This window comes from Phenylobacterium sp., from assembly GCF_044371015.1.
Lineage (GTDB): Bacteria > Pseudomonadota > Alphaproteobacteria > Caulobacterales > Caulobacteraceae > Phenylobacterium.
This window is the reverse complement of the sequence record NZ_JBILUK010000038.1, coordinates 1-18,633: the sequence shown is the minus strand read 5'-3', so window position 1 is coordinate 18,633 and position 18,633 is coordinate 1. Positions and strand designations below refer to the sequence as shown.

Below are 18,633 nucleotides of genomic sequence, written 5' to 3'. Positions count from 1 at the left end.
GATCGCGGCCTCCGGTCCGGATAGGCGCGAGGCCATGCGGCTCACAGCCCTTGCGGCGGGGGCGTGCGACAAGGCGGTGGCGCTGGTCTACGAGGGCGCGCTCCGGGATGCGCCGTTGGCCGTGTGGGTCGAGCGTTGTCGCGCCCAGGTGGGCGGCGCGCTGGACGCCATTGAGGCGGCCCGGGCGGCGCGGCCGACACCCTGGCTGTTCGGCGACGCCATAGGGCATGCGGACATCATCCTGGCGGCGATGGCGCGGTTCATCGGCGAGGCGCTGCCCGGCGTGTTCGCCCCGGCGGACCGGCCGGCGCTGGCCGCCCACAGCGTCCGCGCCGAGGCGCTTCCGGTGTTCCGCGAGATATCCCAGACATTCAAGCTGACGCCGCCCGGCGGATGACGCGGGGCGAGGGGGAGGGATTCATGAAAATCATCGGTGCGCTGAGCGCGGCGCTCGTCCTGGCGGGTCCGGTTCTGGCGGCCGAGCCGCCGCCGGGATTGAAGCCGGCGCTGGAAGCGGTGGTCAGCCGCGACGGTGCGCCGGGCGTCACCGCCATGGTGTTCCGCGACGGCGCGTTGCTCTACCGGATGGATGTGGGCGCCATCGCACCCGACGCCCGCCTGCCCATCGCCTCCGCGTCCAAATGGATGACCAGCGCGCTGATCATGACGCTGGTGGACGAGGGCAAGCTCTCGCTGGACGAACCGATCGGCAAGCGACTGCCGGAGCTGTCCGGGCCGAGCGCGGCGATCACCTTGCGCCAGCTGCTGTCCTACACGTCCGGCCAGGGCTCTCTGGCCGGGATGGTCGACATCAACCAGGATCTTCGGATGCCGCTGGCTGAAGGCGCACGGGCTATCGCCGCGCGGCCGCTCGAAGACCCGCCCGGCGAGGTGTTCAAGTACGGTAGCGGCGCATTCCAGATCGCCGGCGCCCTGGCCGAGCAGGCTTCCGGCAAGTCATGGGTCCAGCTCTTCGACGAACGCCTGGGCCGGCCGCTGGGTCTGACCAGAACGAGTTGGGGCAATCCCCTGAAGCCGGAACTGCCCGCCGCCGAGGTGCGCAATCCCAATCTCCAGGCGGGCGTGTTCACCACCGCCGACGACTATGCGCGGTTCCTGCACATGATCGCCCAGCGCGGCGTCTATCAGGGCCGCCGGATCCTGTCGGAAAAGGCCATTCGCACGATGGAGACCGACCAGACGCCCAAGGCGCGCATGGTCTATATCCCTGGCGGCATGGCGCCCGGCGCCCACTACGCCCTCGGGCACTGGTGTGAGGCGCGGACGCCCGACGGGACGTGCACGATGGTGTCGAGCCCTGGCGCTTTCGGCGTCTATCCGTGGATCGACCGGACCAGCGGGCTCTATGGTGTGTTCTTCCTGCGCCACAGGCTGCCGGCCGTCGCCGACGGACTGCGCGCGGCGCGGGCGGAGATCCTGAAACCTACCGCCGCCCCGTAGGACCGCGTTCAAAGTAGCGGAAGAACGCGCTGTCGGGCGAGAGGACCATCGTCGTCTGGCCGTCGGCGAAGGCCTGCTCATAGGCCTGCATCGAGCGGAAGAAGGCGGCGAAGGACGGGTCCCGGCCATAGCTGTTGGCCAGGATGCGCGTACGCATCCCATCGCCTTCACCCAGCGCCTGACCCGACTGTTCGCGGGCGGTGGCGAGGGTGATCGCGACTTCCTTGTCGGCCTCGGCGATGATCTCGCGCTTGCGCTGTTCGCCTTCGGCGCGGATGCGTGCGGCTTCCTGCTGGCGGGAAGTCTCCATGCGGCGGAAGACGTTCTCGCGGGTCTGGTCAGGCAGGTCGGCGCGCTTGATGCGCACGTCGATGATCTGGATGCCCAAGCGCGAGGCGGTGGCGCGGCGGGCCATGTCGGCGCGGGCGAGCTGCATCAGCTGGCTGCGGCGGGTGGAGATAATCTCGGTGTCGCTGACCGTGCCCAGCACCTGGCGGAGCGAGGAGTTGAGCAGGCGCTCCAACCGGTCCGCCGCGGTCTGTTCGTCGCGCAGGGTGCGGTAGAACTGCAGCGGATCGGAGATGCGGTAACGCACGAAGGCGTCGACCACGAGGCGATCCTGGTCGGAGGTGATGATCTCCTCCTGACCGGTTTCGAGCGCGATGTTGCGGCGATCGAACTTGATGACCTGTTCGACGAACGGGATCTTGAGATTGAGGCCGGCCTGGTTCTTGCCGGGCGCATTGACCACCCGGACAGGGTCGCCGAACTGGACGACGATGGCCTGCTGCCGCTGGTCGACGACGTAGAAGGTCTGGGCCAGGACGACGGCGAGAACGGCGCCGATCAGGCCGAGGGCGAGGAGACGAGGATTCACGGGCCGGTCCTCCCTTGGGCTTGCGCCTGGGATGGCGGCGCCTCGACGCGCGGAGGCGCTGCGGCAGCGGCGGGCGCGGGGGCTCCGACCGGGGCGCGGGGGCGGAACACGTCGGGCGGCAGGATGATCGGGGTCGAGGCGCCCTTGGAGTCGACAATCACCTTGTTGGAGGCGGTCAGCACCCGTTGCATTGTCTCGATATAGAGGCGATCGCGGGTGACACCGGGCGCACGGCGATACTCGGCGTAGATCTGATTGAACCGGGCGGCCTCCCCCTGGGCCTCACGAACAGCCTGTTCGCGGTAACCCTGGGCGGCCTGGGTGATCCGGGCCGCGTCACCCTTGGCTTCGTTGACCACGCGGTTGCGGTAGGTGTTGGCCTCGTTGACCGCCGAGGCGTTGTCCTGTCCGGCGCTTTGCACGTCGCGGAAGGCGGCGACCACTTCACGGGGCGGGCTGGCGCGGCTGATCTGGACTTCCACCACGCTGATGCCGGCGCCCCAGCTATCGAGCGTGCGCTGCATCACCTCAGCGGCCTGACGCTGCACCTGGGCGCGGTTGGCGGAAATGATCGGCTGCAGGTCCGTACGGCCCACAACCTCGCGCATGGCGCTCTCGGCTACGGCCTTCACGGCCCCCTCCGGGTCGCGGGTCGCGAAGAGGTAGCGGCTTGCGTCGGCGATGCGCCACGTGATGGAGAAGTCCACGTCGACGATCTGCTCGTCGCGGGTGAGCATCAGGCTCTCGGCGTCAGTCTCGGTTCCGGCGTCGGCTGAGCCGCCACCTACGTCGGTGCGCTTGAGGCTGGTGACCGGCACCTTCTCGACCCGCTCGATGGGGGCGGGGAGGCGATAGCGCAGGCCGGGCGTCTCAGAGCGCGAGAAGGCGCCGAAGGTGAGCACCACGGCCTGTTCGTTGGGCTGGACCACATAAAAGCCCGACAGCGCCCAGACCGCGACAACGCCGCCGCCGACAATGGCCAGGGTGCGTCGATTGGGCTGGCCGCCCGGGCCGCCCATCATGTCGCGCAGGCGGCGCGCCAGCTGTTCGAAGCTGGTGTTGAAATCAGGCCCGCCGGGACGGCGTGGCCCACCGCCGCCGCCGGAGGGGCGCTTTGGCGGATCGCGGCGATCATCGCCACCCGAGGGCGAACCCCAGGGGCCTGGATTGGCGTTGTCGTTCCAGGGCATCAGGCGGTCGTCGAAGTGAGCAAGCGAGACCCTTCCACGGTCATCCGGACCGGTTCGTTATCGTGACCGCCGGGGTTGTAAACCTCCAGCGGCGACCGGATATGTGGGCGCCTTACCGCCAAAGCAAGCGCGACGAGCAAGACGGACAACATGAGTGAGCCCGCAGGCCCTGATCGGACGGCGATTCTGGCCGCCCTGGATGGGGTGATCGACCCGAAATCCGGACAGGGCCTGGCCACGGCGGGCCTGGTTCGCGGGCTGGTGCTGCGCGGCGGCCGGGCGGCCTTCATGCTGGAGGTGGCGCCAGCCGACATCGACGCCTACCGCTTGGTGCGCGAGCGGGCCGAGGCGGTGCTGGCCGAAATCGACGGCGTCGAGGTGGCGCAGGTGGTGCTGACCACCGAGATTCAGTCGCCGAGCATGCCGCAACTGCGCGTGACGCCCAGGCGGCCTGTTCCGGGTCCGTCGCCGTCCAGCACACCCCAGGCCCGGCGGGCCCGGGTGGTGGAGGACCCGCAGGCCCAGCTTCACCCGATGGTCGACGCGGCGCGGCCACCGCATGTGAAGCGGGTGATTGCGGTGGCCAGTGGCAAGGGCGGGGTGGGCAAGTCCACGGTCTCGGTCAACCTGGCTGCGGCCCTGGCCCGCCGCGGCAAGCGCGTGGGCCTGCTGGACGCCGACATCTATGGTCCCTCCGCCCCGACCATGCTGGGGATCGACGGCGAACCGACCTTTGACGCCGAAAAGCGCCTGAACCCCATGGACGCCTGGGGCGTGAAGGTGATGTCCATCGGCTTCATCGTCGAGCCGGGCACAGCCAACATCTGGCGCGGGCCTATGGCGTCGTCGGCGCTTCGCAGCCTGATGAACGCCAACTGGGGGACGGAAGCCGAGCCGCTGGACGTCCTGGTGATCGACCTGCCGCCGGGCACCGGGGATATCCAGCTGACCCTGGTCCAGAAGCTGGTGATCGACGGGGTGGTCATCGTTTCCACCCCGCAGGAGATCGCATTGATCGACGCGCGTCGCGCGGCGGCGATGTTCGACAAGACCGGCGCGCCGATCCTCGGCGTGGTGGAGAACATGGCCTGGTTCGCCGATGCTTCGGGCGCGAAGGTGCCGATCTTCGGGTCCGGCGGCGCCAAGGCGGAGGCGGAGCGCCTGGGCGTGCCGCTGCTGGCGGAGATCCCTATCGAAGTGGCCCTGCGCGAGGCCTGTGACGCCGGCCGGCCGCTGGCGGCGGGCGATGGCGACAGCGCCGCGGTGCGGGCGTTCCTGGCCCTGGCGGACAAGGTGATGGCCTAAGGACTCCTAGGCCACCCCCGCGTCCCGTTCGTCGAGCAGGCGGCGGACTTCGGCCGCCCGTTCGGCTGAGAGCTTGTAGCCGATCAGGCAGATGGCCCCGAAACCCACGAACAGGATCGGCCCGGCCAGGAAGCAGTACATCAGCGCCTGGATCGCCTCCGGCGAGTTGGCGTCGCCGATCTTGGGATCGTAGCCGACCTGATCGAGCACCGTGAAGGTGAGGAAGATCGAACCGCCGGCCGCGATCTTCGAGGTGAGGACCGTGAGCGCATAGAGCAGCCCGCCACGCTCCTTGCCCTGCTTCAGGCGCACCTCGTCGGCGACGTCGGCGGTCATGGCGCGCGTCAGCACGCCGAAGCCCGCGGCCATGAAGCCGGTGAGGAACATGGTCGGTATCGCGGCCAGTACGTTGCCGCGCGGCAGGAAGGCCAGGCTGACAAGAACGGACGTGTAGACGACGCAGGCCACCATCACCGCGCGGTGTTTGCTGATCTTGGTGGCCAGCCAGGCCAGGCTCGGCGCGCCGACGACGCCGGCGAGGATGTAGATCGCCAACAGGATGTTGGCCTGGGCCGAGGTGAAGCCCATCGCGTCGCGCGAGAAGAACAGGTAGAGCGCGGCCATCCAGCCCGGGCCGAGCGACAGCGCGAAATCGGCCAGAAGTATGCGCCGCATGCTGGGGTCGATGATCAGGTCGAGATACTCGCGAAACTGGAACCGCTGGCCGGGCGCCTCGGCCATGATCGTCTCAGGTGTGCGGAACACCACGATCGCAACGGCGATCGGAGCCAGGAAAATCAGGTACCAGATCATCGCCCGGACACCCTGGGCCTCCGGATAGCCCATCTGCTCCATGACAATGGGAATCAGCAGCACGCTGACCGCGCCGAGCACGCCGACGGCGGTCATGACGCCGAAGATACGGGCCCGGTCATCGTAGGTTTTGGCCAGGGTCGAGGCCCAGGCGGCGTGCGACAGGGTCAGGACCGAGACGCCGAGATACATCACCAGGAGCCAGCCGATCAGGTAGCCCTGGCCCACGCCCTGATCGGCGATCAGCAGCATGTAGAGGCCCAGCATCATCAGCGGCGCGCCGAGCACGGTCCATAGGCGGTAGCGACCGAAGCGGGTTCGGGTGCGGTCCATGGCGATGCCGAGCGCAGGCTCAATGGGCACATCGATGAACCGGACGAGCGCGAAGGCCGCACCCACGACGGTCAGCGGCACCCCGATATTGGCGGCGAAATAGGAGGGCAGGTGGACGGCGGCCGCGAGGCCCAGCGCGCTGAGCGGCAGACTGGTGGCGGCGAAGGCGAGGGCTAGGCCGAGCGACAGGCGCTCGTGCGGCCGGGAGGGCGTGGCGGTCATCACGGCCGCCCTTTGGGTCCGAGGTCGACGCCGGTGAGAGATTCGGCCGCCGCGCCGGGGTCGGTCTCGCTGGCATCGAGCAGATCGAGCTTGTGGCGGATCTCGGCGTGGCGCTCGGCGGTCAGCTTGTAGCCGATGAAGCAGGCGCCGGCGGCCATGACGAAGACGATGGGGCCGATGATGTAGGCCAACTCCAGTCCCCGGATGGCCTCAGGCGTGTTGGTGACCCCGACGCCGACCTGGTATCCGACGAGCGCCAGCACGTTGAAGGTCAGGAAGATCGAGCCCGCTGTAGCCAGCTTCGCCGTGGCGGTGAGGCCGGCGTAGATCAGACCCATCCACTCGCGACCGCTATCGAGCCGGAGCTCGTCGGCGATGTCGGCGGCGATGGCGCGCATCATCACGGTGAAGCCGGCCGCCATGGCGCCGACGGTGAACATCAGCACCGAGAAGATCGGGAAGTCGCCCTTGGGCAGAAATGGCAGGCACATCAGGCCGACGGAGTAGATCGTGGTCGTCACCAGGAAGGCGATGTGTTTGCTGATCCGGTTGGCGAGCCAGGCCGCAAAAGGGGCGCCCGCGAAACCGGCGGCGACATAGATCAGCAGCAATAGGTTGGCGGCGGCCGTATCGAAGCCGCGACTGTCCTTGAAATAGAACAGGTACAACGCCGCCATCCATCCGGGCCCCAGTGTGACCATCAGGTCGGCGGCCAGCAGTCGGATCACGTTTCCACGGGTGAGAAGCTGGGCGTAGTCCTTGAGCGTGAACTGGGCGGGCCGATCCTGGGTGATGCGTTCAGGCGAGGTGAAGACGACGAGCAGGCAGGTGACCGCCGCACTGGCGATGATGAACCAGATCATCGCCTGGACGCCTTCCGCGTCCGTGGCCCCCTGCTGGCTCATGTAGATCGGGATCAGCAGCACGGCCATGGCGCCGATGACGCCCAGGCCCGTGATGGCCCCGAAGATCCGGGATCGCTCCTTGTAGGTGGGCGCAAGTCGTCCGGCCCAGGCGAGATGAGAGAGGAGGACGCCGGAATAGCCGAGGTACATCACCAACAGCCACCAGCCCAGGTACAGGGGTCCATCCCCGGAGCCGGTCATCAACAGCATGTAGAAGCCCAGCATCAGCACCGGGGCGCCGAGCGCCATCCAGACCCGGTAGCGGCCGAAGCGGGTCTTGGTCCGGTCCATCGCCAGACCCATGGCGGTGTCGATCGGGATGTCGATGAACCGCACTAGCGCGAACACCGTACCGACCAGCGCCAGCGACAGCCCGAGTTCGGCCGCGAAGTAGCGCGGCAGGTGGACCGTGGCGGCGACACCGAGCGCGCCGATAGGCACCGCCGCGCTGGCGAAGACCAGCGCCCTCGGCATAGAGATCTGACCGCCTGCGGAGCCGGACTGGGATTGCGACACTTTAACCTTACTCCCCTGAAAAACCGCGCCTCTTGGTCGGACGCTTCACACCGGGAGTTAGGCGCGACCGAGGCCGCGCCCGCAAGGGGATTTCGTGTGTCAGGTATGCAATGGCGGGTCGCTCAGCCGCCCTGCATCTTGCGGAAGAACTTCTGGCCCTGCTCGCCGCCGGCGAAATAGGCCTTCTGGCCCTCGGCGTCGGAGATCTTGGCCCAGGCGTCGCGAACCGCTTCGACCGTGGCCTTCTGTCCGAGGAAGGCGCCCTCGGTCTCGACGATCCGACTGACCGCGAAGGCGCCGCCGCCAGCGGTCATGGTCACGCCGGTCGGCGCCTCCTCCGAGCAGAGGAACATCACGGCGGGCGTCACGTATTCCGGCGCCAGGGCGGCGAGCACTTCCGGCGGCATCAGGCCCTCGGTCATGCGGGTGCCGGCCACCGGGCTGATGGCGTTGACATGGATGTTGTTCTTCTGGCCCTCGAGCTTCAGCGTGTTCATGAAACCGATCACGCCCATTTTGGCTGCGCCGTAGTTGGACTGGCCGAAGTTGCCGTAGAGGCCGCTCGACGAGGTGGTGACGACGATGCGGCCGTAATTCTGGGCGCGCATGATCTCCCAGACCGCTTTGGCGGGTTTCACGGTGCCCATCAGATGGACATCAAGCACCACCTGGAAGTCGGCGATCTCCATCTTGGCGAAGGACTTGTCGCGCAGGATGCCGGCGTTGGCGATCAGGATGTCGATGCGGCCCCAGGCGTCCATCGCGTCCTTGACCATCCGGGCTACGCCCGCGTCGTCGGTCACAGAGGACCCGTTGGCGATCGCCTCGCCGCCAAGCGCCTTGATCTCTTCCACCACCTTGTTGGCCGCGTCCGAGCCGCCGCCCGAACCGTCCATCGAGCCGCCCAGGTCGTTGACCACGACCTTGGCGCCGCGCCGCGCCAGCTCCAGCGCATGTTGGCGGCCGAGGCCCCCGCCCGCGCCGGTCACGATCGCCACCTTGCCGTCGAAGCGGATGTCCGCCATCTCGAAGTTCCTCTTGAAAAGCCGGGTCTGAAATCGGCGCGCGTTGTGCGGCGGCGCCGGCGGGGCGTCAAGGCGGGCGCTGGGCGGGATGGCCCTCCTGACCCGCACATCCCGACTTTCGTCGGGAAGTGCGGTGGTGAGTAGGGGCTTGCGATCCGACTCTGTGTAGCCGGGTGGCATGTCGCTGCCGTTGCGCCTGGGCCTGTTTTACGCCGCGATCTTCGTAGGCTCAGGGGCGTCGTCGCCTTACATGCCCTTGTGGTTCGCCGAGCGCGGATTGAACGGCGCGCAGATCGGGCTGATCCTGTCACTGCCGTTGCTGGTGCGGATCGTGACGGCGCCGCTGTTGGCCATCTGGGCGGACAGCTTCCGGCTCAGGCGGACGGCGATTCTTTTGCTGAGCCTGGCGGTGGCGGTCAGCTACGGCCTGTTGGCGCTGCCGCTGGGCTTCACCGGATGGATGGTGGTTTGGTTCGCGGCCTCATCGGCGATCTCCAGCGTGGCGCCGCTGACCGACGTTATCGCACTCAATCACGCGCGTCGGGCCGGGTTTAACTTCGGCTGGCCGCGCGGCATCGGTTCGGCGGCGTTCATCGTCGGCAACATCGGCATGGGCGCGGTGCTGGCCTGGGGCACGCCGGACTTGGTGCTGGTCTGGATCACAATGGCGGCGATGCTCATGGCGGTGGCGGCGCGGTTCCTGCTGCCGGCCGATCCGGTGCATGAGGATGGCGAAAAGCGCGCTGCCGGAGCGCGGTTCGCCGGTCTGGGCGAACTGCTTCGCGACAAAGGTTTCATGACCGCGGTGGTGGCGGCCGGGCTGATCCAGTCGGCGCACGCCTTCTACTATGGCTTCTCGACCCTTGCCTGGCGCGACCAGGGCATCGCGCCCGGGCTCACCGGCGTCCTGTGGGGCGTGGGCGTGGCGGTGGAGATCGCCTTCCTTTGGTGGATGGAGCCGTGGCGGCGGCGGATCGGTCCGACGAACCTGCTGATCCTGGGCGGCATCGCTTCGCTGGTGCGCTGGACCGGTCTGGCGCTTTCGCCGCCCTTGTGGGTGATCTTCGCGCTGCAGACCCTGCATGTGTTCAGCTATGCGGCGACGTTCCTCGCCTCGCTGGAGATCATCGGGCGACTGTCGAAACCGGCCAACGCCTCGGCAGCCCAATCGCTGAACTCGGCGCTGTCGGGCGGCATACTGATGGGGCTCGCGACCCTGGCCTCCGGGCCGCTCTATGACGGCTTCGGCGCCTATGGGTATCTGTTGATGTCGGCGATGTGCGGGCTGGGACTGATCGCGGCGCTGCGGCTGAGATACGACGCTGACGTGGCGACACGCTTGCGGGGCTAGCAGCGGCTTCCGACAATGGAGCGGAAGAGGAGACCAAACACATGCGCGCGCTGAACGTCGCCGCCCCCTGGGGCCTGGACGCCATCAAGGTGGTGGAGCTGCCCGATCCGACGCCGGGGCCCGGCCAGGTTCTGGTGCGGATGAAGGCTGTATCCCTGAACTACCGCGACCTGTTGATGGTCAACGGGATGTACGGGCGCGGCGCGGCCAACACGTCCGATGTCATCACCCCGTTCTCGGACGGATGCGGCGTGGTCGAGGCGGTGGGCGCTGGCGTGACGCGGGTAAAGCCCGGCGACCGGGTGGCGACGCTGTTCTTCCAGAGCTGGGTTTCGGGTCCTCCGACGCTGGAGAAGCTGATGACCGCCCTCGGCTTTCCGATCCCCGGGGCCGGCTCCGAGCTGCAGACCTTCTCGGAGCATGGGGTTTCCAAGGTCCCGGATTTCCTGACGGACCAGCAGGTGGCGACCCTGCCTTGCGCCGCGCTGACCGCCTGGCGGGGGCTCTTTGTCGATGCGCGGCTGGAGCCGGGCGACACCGTTGTGCTGCAGGGCACCGGCGGGGTCTCGATTTTCGGTCTGCAGTTCGCCCACGCGGCTGGCCTGCGGACCGTGGTCACCTCCTCATCAGACGCCAAACTGGCGCGGGCCAAGGCGCTGGGGGCTGACCACCTGGTCAACTACAAGACGACGCCGGACTGGTCGAAGGCGGTGCGCGAGGCGACCGGCGGCCGGGGCGCCGACTTCATCATGGAAGTGGGCGGCGGCGGCACCATCCAGGAGAGCATGAAGGCGGTGAAGATAGGCGGCCACATCGCCATCATCGGCGTGGTGGCCGGCGCCGGCGAGCCGTTTAACCCGGCGGCCCTGATCGGCAACTCGGCCAAACTGCAAGGCCTTTCGGTCGGCTCGCGCGACATGTTCGAGGCCATGTGCCGGGCCATGGCGCTGCGCGGCATTTCGCCGGTGGTTGACAAGGTGTTCCCGTTCACCGAGGCCAAGGCGGCGTTCTCGGCCATGGCCGGCGGCGAGCACTTCGGGAAGATCGTGCTGACGTTCTGAGGTCGTCTCAGATCGGCAGGGCCGTGGTCGACTTGATCTGCTCCATGGCGAAGGCCGAGGAGACATCGGACAGCGGCACGGCGGCGATCAGGCGTTTGTAGAAGGCGTCGTAGGCGGCGATGTCGCGGACGACGACCTTGAGCAGATAGTCGGTGTCGCCTGAGAGGCGGTAGAACTCGACCACTTCAGGCATCGACGCGGCCGCTTTGGCGAAGGCGTCGAGCCACTCCTGATCATGCCGATTGGTGCGGATCGAGACGAACGTCACCAGCCCGAGGTCCAGCTGATCGCGGTCGAGCAGGGCGACCCGGCTGGTGATGACGCCGGCGTCGGTGAGCCGCTTGATGCGTTTCCAGCAGGGCGTCTGGGAGAGGCCGACGACCTGGGCCAGTTCGGCGATTGGCGTGGTGGCGTCCCGCTGAAGTTCGCGCAGGAGGCGGCGATCGATGGCGTCGAGGGATGTGGGCATGGATCGGTCTCTAGCTTGCCGCGCGGGACCGGACCTGGAGCCCGCCGGGGTCCACGGGCATGCCGTGGACCTGCATGTTGTGGCTGTGGGCCAGCTGGTGCAGCGCGAATGCGGCGGTCATGGCCGAAAGGCGGCCCTGGGCATCCTCGGCGGCGTTGACGCTCTCCTTGGCCAACTTGAGAGCGAAGGCGGGCTTGGCGGCGATGCGGCGGGCGAGCGCGAGCGAGAAGGCGGCCAGATCGGCGGCTGGAACCACGTGGTTGACCATGCCGAGCGCGCGGGCGTCCTCGGCCGACAGCCAGTCGGAGGTGAACAGCAATTCCTTGGCCTTGCGCGGGCCGAGCTCCCAGGGATGGGCGAAGTACTCCACCCCGTTGACGCCCATGCCGACGGTATTGTCACAGAACTGGGCGTCGTCGGCGGCGATGATGATGTCGCAGGGCCAGGCCAGCATCAGGCCGCCGGCGATGCACTTGCCTTGCACCTCGGCGATCGTGGGTTTGGGCAGGTTGCGCCAGCGTTCGGACAGGCCGAGATAGATCTCCTTTTCCCGCGCCATGCGCCCCTCGGCGCCGGCGCAGCCGAAGCCGCACCAGGTTCCCACGGGCTCAAAGGGCGCCATCTGGTCGGCGATCGAGCCGGTCTCGCGCAGGTCGTGGCCGGCGGAGAAGTGCGGGCCGGAGGCGGCCAGCAGGATCACTTTCACCGCAACATCTCGGGCCGCCGCGTCAAACGCGTCGTTCAGGGCATAGAGCAGGCCCGTGTCCTGGGCGTTGCGGGCTTCGGGGCGGTTGAGAACGATCCGGGCGATTCCGGGCTCAATCACCGAATAGACGACGGGCGGCGGCGACATCGGGTCCTTCAATCAAGGCAATGGGCGATGATGGGTGGCGCGACTCACTTGCGTCGATAGGATGACGCAAGCGACTCATACCCGGCGGCCGCCGGGACCTCGCGCAACATCCTAGCTGGGGGAGCCCATGGCCACCGGAAAGAACACTAACGCGCTTCAGAAGCCGCTCACGCCGTCGGCCGAACTTGCCGCCGTCGTCGGTGCGGGTCAGCTATCTCGCGGCGAGACCGTCTCGAAGATCTGGGACTACATCAAGAAGAACAACCTGCAGAACCCCGCCAACAAGCGGGAGATCCTCGCCGATGCGAAGTTGAAGCCGGTCTTTGGCGGCAAGGACAAGGTCAGCATGTTCGAGATGAACAAGCACCTCTCGGGGCATCTGAAGTAGCCGCGGGCGCTTCATACTCCGAAACAGATCGTGAAGGCCTCGTCGGGCATGCGCCCGGCGGGGCCTCTTCACATTCCGGACGGCTCCCGACATAAGGGCCGGCCCACCCCGGGACCGGCTAGCCCAACCCTCTGGACGTCCGCTTGAGCCCGAACACCCGCGCCATCATCCTCGCCGCCGGACAGGGCAAGCGTTTGCTGCCGCTGACCGAGGCGCGGCCAAAGTGTCTGGTCGTACTCTCAGGCCGCACCCTATTGGCCTGGCAGTTGCTGCGGCTGCAGGCGGCCGGCGTAACCGAGGCCGTGATCGTCACCGGTTTCCGCGCCGACGCGGTGGAGGCCGAGGTGGCCTCGCTCGGGCTCTCCATGCCGGTGCGGCTGGCCTACAACCCCTTCTATACGGTCTCCGACAACACGGCTTCGTGCTGGATCGTGCGCGACGCATTTGAAGGCCGCGTTCTGCTGCTGAACGGCGATACTCTGTTCGGGCCGGGTGTCGCCGAACGCCTGCTGGCGGCGCCTGAGGCGGCGATCACCGTCGCCATCGACCGCAAGCCCGCCTATGACGCCGACGACATGAAAGTGCTCACAGAGCACGGTCGTCTGCGGGCCATCGGCAAGACGATCGAGGCCTATGACGCCGAGTCGATCGGATTCCTGCGGTTCTCGCCGGAAGGTTCGCGGGCGTTTGTGGGTGGGGTGGAACATGTGCTGTCGCGTCCCGAGGGACTGAAGCGTTGGTACCTCTCGGTCATCGACGAACTCGCCCGCTCCGGCGTCGATGTGAAGGTGGCGTCGGTCGAAGGGCTGCCTTGGGGCGAAATGGACTTTCCGAAAGACGTCGAGACCCTGACACGGCTGTCGGCGGGCTGGAGCGACCCTCGAGGGTAGGGCGCTCGCCACTTATGTTTTTTGTTTCAATGCAATGACCCGAACAAGTCGGGCCAAGTCGGTGGCGATGGGGAACTATACCGGCCCGAGCAACCGTCGCACCAGATCCAGGTCCGCGGGTTTGTCGACGTCGACACTGGCGAGACCGAACGGGGTGGAGACGATCCGGGCTTCGACGCCGGCCTGGGCGCCTAGTCGGCGGGCTGCGCCGGCTAGGGTAAGGCGGCCGGCCAGATAGGCCAGCAGGATGCCGGGGCCGAGTAGGCCGGCCATGCGCCAGGGGCGTTTGCGTTCGGCCTCGACGCGGCGCCAGAGGTCGAAGACCGCGAGACCTCTGGGCGTCGCCAACCAGAAGAGATTACAGCCCGACCAGTGGCCGTCGGCGAGCTTGAGCCAGGTGCGGCGCGTGCCGGGGGCCGACGCCTCGACGACAGCGCGCGGCGCGACCAGGGCTGCGATGTCGGCCTCAGGCGGCGTATCGGCCAGGAAGCGGGTGATCCATTCTGGCTGGAGCAGGGCGTGATCGGCGGTCGTGATCAACAGCGGCGCACCCATGTGATCGGCGCCGGCGCGGGCGCTGGCGCTGGGACCTGCAGCGGCCGGCAGGGTCTCAAGCCCGAGGCGCCGAGCTTCCGCCTCCACATCGGAATGGTTGCAGATCACGGTGATCCGCGCCGCGCCCGCGACCTTGAGCGCGCCGGTCACCCGCGCGAGCAGGGTCTCGCCGCCAATGCGGATCAGCGCCTTATGCGAAGCGCCGCCATAGGCCGCTACAGGATCCTCACCGCCCCGAGATCCGGCCAGGACCAGCGCCGAAAACCCGGTCAAATCAGCGCCTTCTGATAGAGGCGGTAGGTCTTGTAGACGGTGGCGCCGCCGGCGTCGCAGATGCGGCGCATGGGCAGGTTGTCTTCGAGCACCCAGGAGAGTTCGTAGCGTTCGTAACCGCGTGCGCGCGCAGCGCGCGCAACCGCGTCGATCAGGTGGAAGGGGAGAAGCTGGCCCTTGAGCGAGGCGGCGAAATGGCGGCGCACCCCCATCAGCGGCACCCGGCCGGTCTTCACGCCCTTGACCTTGAGCCGCCAGAGCAACTTGGCCCAACCGAATGGCAGGAGCTTGCCCTTCAGGTCGGCGATGGCCTCGTTGACATTGGGAAGCAGGATCATGAAGCCCGCCGGCTCTCCATCGATCTCGGCGATCCAGGCCAGGCGGGGATCGATGATCAGGCGAAGCGTGGTCGCCAGGGCCTTAGTTTCGGCCTCGGTTGTCGGGGTGAAGCCCCAGTTGCCGGACCAGGCGTCGTTGAGGATGGCGGTGACGGTGGCGACCTCGGCGTCGAGACGTTTCATCTCGAGCGTGCGAAGGGTGACGCCCTCGGGCAGGCCCTTGCGGATGCGGCGCAGGATGGGGGCGGGCAGGTCGTCGGCGACGCTGCAGGTATAGGCGAAGATGTCCTTGGCCTTGGCATAGCCCTGGGCCTCGATCGCGGCGGCGGTATGGGGCGCATCGTGGCTCATCATGAACATCGGCGGGGTATCGCGCCCCTCAATCAGCAGTCCCACCTCCTCGTTGGTGGAGAGGTTGATGGGCCCCAGCGCCACCGTGCGCCCGCGCTCCCGGAGCCAGGCCTCCGCGGCGCCGAACAAAGCGGCGAAGACCTCCGGATCGTCTTCGGCGGCGATCATGCCGAAATGGCCGACGCCCTCGGCGGTCTGGGGGTTGAGGGCGTCGATCTGGGCGCTGATGCGCCCGACGTCGCGGCCATCGCGCTCCGCCAGCCAGAAGGCGACCTCGGCGTGGGCGAAGAATGGGTTGCCCTTGGGCGACAGCGACTCCATCCGCTCGACGATCAGCGGCGGCACATAGTTTTGGTCTGAGGCGCCCAGACGCATCGGCACGCGGACGAAACGCTCTAGCTCGGTGCGGGTGCGAACCGGCAACAGGGTCAGCGCGCCCAAGTCCTAGCCCTCCAGATAGATCAGCGCCGTTACACCCAGCGCGGCGAACATGGCCGGCGCGGCCCAGGCGGCCAGCAGCGCGGGCGCGGCCCCGCTTTCGCCCAGCGCGGTGAAGGCGCCGTCGAAGACCAGGAACAGCAGGCCCGCCGCCAGGCACTGGACAAGCAGCGTTGCTCCGCCGCCCCGGAAGTTGGCCAGCGCCACCGGCGCCGCGAGCAGAAGCATGACCAGACAACCGACGGGCGCCGCCCAGGCCCGCTGGAGTTGAGTGTCGTAGAAGGCTCGCGGCCGGATCGAGAGGCCGCCGGCCAGCGCCCGCGCCGCCTCCTGCGGGGTGACGGTTGTCTCGCCCATGGCCAGGGTGCGGATGTCGCCGGGGGTCAGCGCACGGGTCCAGTCCATCTCGCGCGCGCCGGCCTCGGCCACAGCATCGGCGCCCAGCGTTTCGAAGCGCGGCTCGATCAATCGCCAGCGATCTCCGGCGAACACCGCGGCCCGCGCTGTGGTGCGTTGAATCAGGCGCCCTGCATCGTCCCGGCGATAGATGCGCACGGCCTCCAGGCTGCCGCCGTCGGGATCGCGGGGTATGGCGACCACCACTTCATTGCCGATCCGGAACGTGACCGGGTCGACCGGTTTGCGATCGGCCGAGGGCGTCGAGGCCTGCCACCAGACGGACAGTGTGGCGTCGGTGCGGGGCGCAACCACCATGCCGATCAAGAGCTGCAACGCCGCCAATACGGCGGCGGCCGGCAAGGCCATGAGGGTGATGCGGTAGCTGGAGACCCCGGTGGAGCGCATGGCGGTCACGGCGCTGTCGCCCGCCAGCTTGCCGAACGCGAACAGAGAGCCGGCGAGGACGGCCAGCGGCGCGGCCTGTTCGACCAGGCGCGGCAGGCGCAGGAACGCATAGTAGGCGACGCCGCCGGCCCCCAGGTTGCGATCCAGGATGTCGGTGGTGACCTCGAGCAGATCGAGAATCTGCAGGATGCCGACCAGGACGGCCAGGGCCGCCAGAATCCGGCCCCCCAACAGACGCGCGAGATAGATCGGCAACGTCATGTCGCGGCGGCCGCCGCGCGGCGGGCGCGGAAGCGCGCCAGGGTCGAGGAAATCACTTCGGTCAGGCGGCCGATGGGCGTGTCGCCCGGGCGCTTGCGGCTGGTCAGGAACACGGTGATGGCGATCGCCGCGAAGCCGAAGAAAGGCGCCCCGACGGCCAGCTCTGGGGAAATCCGCCCCGTCTCGGCCAGGCCCTCGCCCAGCTGCACCGCATGGTGGAAGGCCAGCAACAACAGGCCCCCGACAATGACGCCGGGCGCACGGCCGCTGCGCTTGGCTGCAAGGCCGAGCGGTACGGCCAGCAGCGGCAGCAGCGGCAGCGAGAAGGCGCGGGCCAGGCGGCCGTAGAACTCCGACATCAGGGCGCCCTGCGGAATGGTCGAGTTGTTGTTCCGGGCCTGACGGACCAACTCGCCCATGGTCAGTTCGCGCTCATCTCCGCCGCGCGATCTCAGCAGCCGGGCCGGGCCCGTGAGCGGCAGCGACATGGTGAAGCTCTGGAAGCTCAGGACCTCCGGCCGACCCTCATCGTTCGTGCGCAGTTGCTGTCCGTCGCGCAGCTCCAGCAGCACGTTCTGGCCATCCGCCGTGCGCTTCACCTCGGCCATGCCGGCGGTGGTGATCTCCTCGCGGCCGGAGGGGGCGATGCGGCGGATGAAGACGTTAGTCAGGCGCTGGCCCGCCGCATCGGCGGCGTCGGTCGTCATGGTCAGCGTGCGCGAGGGATTGAGGATGGTTTCGGCGGGGACCAGGCCATTCCAGCCCGCATTCTGGGCGCTGTGAAGCACGGCGCGATAAGCGTAACGGCTGTAGGGCTGAAGATAGCCGAACACCAGAAGGCTGACCCCGGCCAGCGCGGCTGCGACGCAGATATAGGGCGCGGCGATGCGGGTGAGCGAAACGCCGGCGGCAAGCAGGGCGTCGATCTCCGAGGCCTGGTTCAGCCGGTTGACGACCACGATCAAGGCCAGGAAGAAGGCCGCCGGCAGGGTCAGTCCGATGTAGTGCGGCACGAGGTTGACCGCGAGCTGGGCTACGAACCCGAACCGCTCATTCGAGGCGGCCAACATGTCGAGCAGGCGCAGGGTGCGCTCGAGCAACAGCGCCACCAGGGTCACCCCGGTCGCCCCCACCATCGGCCAGAGCGCCAGGCGGAGCAGATAGCGGTCGATGCGGCTCAAGATGTTCCTTTAGCTCACGCGCCATAGGGCGGCGAGTTCGGCGGCGAAGGCGTGGGCCTCCTCCTCGCTCAGGGCGACGTGACTGGCAAGGGCGGGCTGTCCGGGCCAGCCGGCGTCGGCGAATGTCTGGCCGTGGTGGACACGGGGTATCTCGTATCGGGGGATGACGTGGAAGTGGACGTGCGGGTCGACCATCATGAGCATCAGGTAGTTGATCCGGGCGTAGTCAACGCGGGCGCGGAGCAGGGTCTCGATGCCGGTGATTGCGACCTTCAAGTCGGCGAACGCTGCGGCCGGCAGTTCAGAGAACGCGGTCGCCTCGGACCGGTGGACCAGCACCAACGATCCAAGTGTCGGTTGCTGCGGGCGCAGCAGGATCAGCCATTCTGCGGTCTCCGCCACCAGGGTGTTGGGGTAGCCGAACTTGACGGCGGTGGCGTTGGGCACTGGATGGGATCTCGCTGGGTTAGACGGCGAGCATAGGGCGCGGGCGTCGCGGGCTCAAATGTCTCGAATGGTGTCGATTGGGACCTTGGGGCGCGAAGGATTCCACGGGCCATGACGGATTCAGTGGAGAGGCGTGAGCGGATTTGCTCCGCTCAACCCGCCCTCAGAAACCGCACCAGCACCCTCTGGCCGATGAGGAACGGCGCGCCGGCTCAGCGCGGCAGCCACTGACGCACCTCGTGCAGGTCGATGGCGATGCGGACGCAGAGGCTGTGCATCTCGTCGGTCGGGTGCAGCATGTCGGGCACCATCACCGTCATCATCCC

19 protein-coding genes are annotated in these 18,633 nt (G+C 68.0%); 7 read left to right on the top strand and 12 right to left on the bottom strand.

Features of this window, described 5'->3' with window-relative positions; all coding sequences use genetic code 11:
• Both ACIQ3R_RS05405 and ACIQ3R_RS05400 read left to right on the top strand, forming a co-directional pair.
• The coding region (locus ACIQ3R_RS05405) for a glutathione S-transferase C-terminal domain-containing protein (RefSeq protein WP_397415969.1) at positions 1-397 on the top strand (397 nt) is incomplete at its 5' end.
• 23 nt (positions 398-420) lie between these two features.
• Positions 421-1,461 (top strand): serine hydrolase domain-containing protein, encoded by a 1,041-nt coding sequence (locus ACIQ3R_RS05400; protein ID WP_397415967.1) that lies wholly within the window; start codon positions 421-423, stop codon positions 1,459-1,461.
• Here ACIQ3R_RS05400 and hflC read toward each other — a convergent pair.
• Both hflC and hflK read right to left on the bottom strand, forming a co-directional pair.
• Positions 1,445-2,338, bottom strand: a complete 894-nt coding sequence (gene hflC / locus ACIQ3R_RS05395; RefSeq protein ID WP_397415965.1) for a protease modulator HflC — start codon at positions 2,336-2,338, stop codon at positions 1,445-1,447. The two genes, ACIQ3R_RS05400 and hflC, sit on opposite strands and share 17 nt — an antisense overlap.
• Positions 2,335-3,528 (bottom strand): FtsH protease activity modulator HflK, encoded by a 1,194-nt coding sequence (hflK, locus tag ACIQ3R_RS05390; RefSeq protein ID WP_397415962.1) that lies wholly within the window; start codon positions 3,526-3,528, stop codon positions 2,335-2,337. The genes hflC and hflK overlap by 4 nt, the downstream gene beginning before the upstream one ends.
• Before the next feature lie 150 nt (positions 3,529-3,678).
• Between hflK and ACIQ3R_RS05385 the strand changes: the two genes are divergently transcribed.
• Entirely contained in the window at positions 3,679-4,833 is a 1,155-nt protein-coding gene (locus tag ACIQ3R_RS05385; protein ID WP_397415960.1) for an Mrp/NBP35 family ATP-binding protein, read from the top strand.
• Between the two features lie 6 nt (positions 4,834-4,839).
• Here the strand turns inward: ACIQ3R_RS05385 and ACIQ3R_RS05380 are convergent, their stop codons facing one another.
• From ACIQ3R_RS05380 to ACIQ3R_RS05370, 3 genes are all read right to left on the bottom strand, one after another.
• A complete protein-coding gene (locus tag ACIQ3R_RS05380; RefSeq protein ID WP_397415957.1) occupies positions 4,840-6,201 on the bottom strand; it encodes an MFS transporter in 1,362 nt (453 codons plus the stop codon).
• Positions 6,201-7,580 (bottom strand): MFS transporter, encoded by a 1,380-nt coding sequence (locus ACIQ3R_RS05375; protein WP_397415955.1) that lies wholly within the window; start codon positions 7,578-7,580, stop codon positions 6,201-6,203. Before ACIQ3R_RS05375 ends, ACIQ3R_RS05380 begins: the two co-directional genes overlap by 1 nt.
• Positions 7,581-7,744: 164 nt before the next feature.
• Entirely contained in the window at positions 7,745-8,647 is a 903-nt protein-coding gene (locus ACIQ3R_RS05370; RefSeq protein ID WP_397415953.1) for an SDR family NAD(P)-dependent oxidoreductase, read from the bottom strand.
• Between the two features lie 178 nt (positions 8,648-8,825).
• Between ACIQ3R_RS05370 and ACIQ3R_RS05365 the strand changes: the two genes are divergently transcribed.
• Together ACIQ3R_RS05365 and ACIQ3R_RS05360 are read left to right on the top strand one after the other, a co-directional pair.
• A complete protein-coding gene (locus ACIQ3R_RS05365; RefSeq protein WP_397415951.1) occupies positions 8,826-9,998 on the top strand; it encodes an MFS transporter in 1,173 nt (390 codons plus the stop codon).
• Between the two features lie 41 nt (positions 9,999-10,039).
• Entirely contained in the window at positions 10,040-11,059 is a 1,020-nt protein-coding gene (locus ACIQ3R_RS05360) for an NAD(P)-dependent alcohol dehydrogenase (protein ID WP_397415948.1), read from the top strand.
• Between the two features lie 7 nt (positions 11,060-11,066).
• Here the strand turns inward: ACIQ3R_RS05360 and ACIQ3R_RS05355 are convergent, their stop codons facing one another.
• Together ACIQ3R_RS05355 and ACIQ3R_RS05350 are read right to left on the bottom strand one after the other, a co-directional pair.
• Positions 11,067-11,528 carry an Lrp/AsnC family transcriptional regulator gene (locus tag ACIQ3R_RS05355; RefSeq protein WP_397415946.1) on the bottom strand — a complete coding sequence of 154 codons (462 nt, stop codon included), beginning with the start codon at positions 11,526-11,528 and terminating at the stop codon, positions 11,067-11,069.
• A gap of 10 nt (positions 11,529-11,538) precedes the next feature.
• Positions 11,539-12,381 (bottom strand): enoyl-CoA hydratase, encoded by an 843-nt coding sequence (locus ACIQ3R_RS05350; protein ID WP_397415944.1) that lies wholly within the window; start codon positions 12,379-12,381, stop codon positions 11,539-11,541.
• A 127-nt stretch (positions 12,382-12,508) separates the two neighbouring features.
• On the opposite strand from ACIQ3R_RS05350, the gene ACIQ3R_RS05345 reads away from it, so the two are divergent.
• Both ACIQ3R_RS05345 and ACIQ3R_RS05340 read left to right on the top strand, forming a co-directional pair.
• Positions 12,509-12,769, top strand: a complete 261-nt coding sequence (locus tag ACIQ3R_RS05345) for an SWIB/MDM2 domain-containing protein (protein WP_397415942.1) — start codon at positions 12,509-12,511, stop codon at positions 12,767-12,769.
• Positions 12,770-12,912: 143 nt separating this feature from the next.
• On the top strand, positions 12,913-13,659 hold the full coding sequence (locus tag ACIQ3R_RS05340; RefSeq protein ID WP_397415939.1) for an NTP transferase domain-containing protein: 747 nt from the start codon (positions 12,913-12,915) through the stop codon (positions 13,657-13,659).
• A 75-nt stretch (positions 13,660-13,734) separates the two neighbouring features.
• Here ACIQ3R_RS05340 and ACIQ3R_RS05335 read toward each other — a convergent pair whose 3' ends face one another.
• From ACIQ3R_RS05335 to ACIQ3R_RS05315, 5 genes are read right to left on the bottom strand one after another with little or no spacing between them, the layout of a single operon-like run.
• Entirely contained in the window at positions 13,735-14,487 is a 753-nt protein-coding gene (locus ACIQ3R_RS05335; RefSeq protein WP_397415936.1) for an NTP transferase domain-containing protein, read from the bottom strand.
• Complete coding sequence (locus ACIQ3R_RS05330; RefSeq protein WP_397415933.1) at positions 14,484-15,617, bottom strand: dATP pyrophosphohydrolase; 1,134 nt, start codon at positions 15,615-15,617, stop codon at positions 14,484-14,486. The genes ACIQ3R_RS05335 and ACIQ3R_RS05330 overlap by 4 nt, the downstream gene beginning before the upstream one ends.
• Before the next feature lie 3 nt (positions 15,618-15,620).
• Positions 15,621-16,679, bottom strand: coding sequence for an LptF/LptG family permease (locus tag ACIQ3R_RS05325; RefSeq protein ID WP_397415931.1), 1,059 nt, complete (start codon positions 16,677-16,679; stop codon positions 15,621-15,623).
• Entirely contained in the window at positions 16,676-17,860 is a 1,185-nt protein-coding gene (locus ACIQ3R_RS05320; protein WP_397415929.1) for an LptF/LptG family permease, read from the bottom strand. The genes ACIQ3R_RS05325 and ACIQ3R_RS05320 overlap by 4 nt, the downstream gene beginning before the upstream one ends.
• Positions 17,861-17,869: 9 nt before the next feature.
• Positions 17,870-18,307, bottom strand: a complete 438-nt coding sequence (locus tag ACIQ3R_RS05315; RefSeq protein WP_397415926.1) for an HIT family protein — start codon at positions 18,305-18,307, stop codon at positions 17,870-17,872.
• Between the last annotated feature and the right edge of the window lie 326 nt (positions 18,308-18,633).

Coding starts and splice junctions, on each gene's coding strand:
- ACIQ3R_RS05355 (WP_397415946.1), bottom strand. CDS start 11,528: ATGCCCACATCCCTCGACGCCATCGATCGCCGCCTCCTGCGCGAACTT.
- ACIQ3R_RS05400 (WP_397415967.1), top strand. CDS start 421: ATGAAAATCATCGGTGCGCTGAGCGCGGCGCTCGTCCTGGCGGGTCCG.
- ACIQ3R_RS05375 (WP_397415955.1), bottom strand. CDS start 7,580: ATGCCGAGGGCGCTGGTCTTCGCCAGCGCGGCGGTGCCTATCGGCGCG.
- ACIQ3R_RS05380 (WP_397415957.1), bottom strand. CDS start 6,201: ATGACCGCCACGCCCTCCCGGCCGCACGAGCGCCTGTCGCTCGGCCTA.
- ACIQ3R_RS05385 (WP_397415960.1), top strand. CDS start 3,679: ATGAGTGAGCCCGCAGGCCCTGATCGGACGGCGATTCTGGCCGCCCTG.
- ACIQ3R_RS05345 (WP_397415942.1), top strand. CDS start 12,509: ATGGCCACCGGAAAGAACACTAACGCGCTTCAGAAGCCGCTCACGCCG.
- ACIQ3R_RS05370 (WP_397415953.1), bottom strand. CDS start 8,647: ATGGCGGACATCCGCTTCGACGGCAAGGTGGCGATCGTGACCGGCGCG.
- ACIQ3R_RS05360 (WP_397415948.1), top strand. CDS start 10,040: ATGCGCGCGCTGAACGTCGCCGCCCCCTGGGGCCTGGACGCCATCAAG.
- ACIQ3R_RS05365 (WP_397415951.1), top strand. CDS start 8,826: ATGTCGCTGCCGTTGCGCCTGGGCCTGTTTTACGCCGCGATCTTCGTA.
- ACIQ3R_RS05350 (WP_397415944.1), bottom strand. CDS start 12,381: ATGTCGCCGCCGCCCGTCGTCTATTCGGTGATTGAGCCCGGAATCGCC.
- ACIQ3R_RS05325 (WP_397415931.1), bottom strand. CDS start 16,679: ATGACGTTGCCGATCTATCTCGCGCGTCTGTTGGGGGGCCGGATTCTG.
- hflK (WP_397415962.1), bottom strand. CDS start 3,528: ATGCCCTGGAACGACAACGCCAATCCAGGCCCCTGGGGTTCGCCCTCG.